Raw genomic sequence first — 630 nt, 5'->3', positions numbered from 1 at the left:
ATTCTGAAACGCAAAGTGATTGAAGCTAGGATAGGCACTAAAAACAGGCATTAAAAAAGCAGCTCCAGTGAGCTGCTTTCGTGTTTTAGGGGGGCGACTAAATTTCGTCAGAACCGCCAGCGGCTTCAAACCATTTCGCAAGATGCGTTTTGAGATCTTTCAGCTCTTCAGGGCCGATAAGCGCAAGGCCAAGATCCTCTGCACGAGTAATGTCATTGTGACGAAGAGGGCGGAAGCTCACCAGCATAGCGCGTGCTTGTAGACCGCCTAGCAGGTCACGCAAAGATTCCAGTTTGTACAGCGTATCGTCACCATCATCGCGCATGCCTTTCGTTTTACACTCAATGATGTGCAGCTTGTTATTTACAACCGTTGCTACGTCTAGCTCGTTACGTACTTCACTTTCACCCAGCTTACGATAAACCTGAACATTCAAAGAGCGGTCTTGAATCGTTGGCATGGTGTCTTGGATTTGCTTCACAGTGCTGTGAACCAGAGTCTCCAACCATTCGCCGTTAGAGAATCGACGTGCGTCTTCGTTCGCGAAGGTCAAAATGCCATTTTCGTAAGTCGCGATCTGTGCTTCGACAAGATCCGACAGCAGCATGTTGAGTTCACGGTAGCCTTGTT

1 protein-coding gene is annotated in these 630 nt (G+C 48.3%); it reads right to left on the bottom strand.

The features are described 5' to 3' along the window. Positions 1-97: 97 nt before the first annotated feature. Positions 98-630, bottom strand: a 533-nt coding sequence (locus tag R7Q11_RS27330; protein WP_225467128.1) for a Card1-like endonuclease domain-containing protein, incomplete at its 5' end; no start/stop codon positions are given.

Source organism: Vibrio sp. 970 (genome assembly GCF_033339075.1).
Note: the sequence above shows the minus strand (reverse complement) of the source record. Positions and strands in the feature narration are given on the sequence as shown.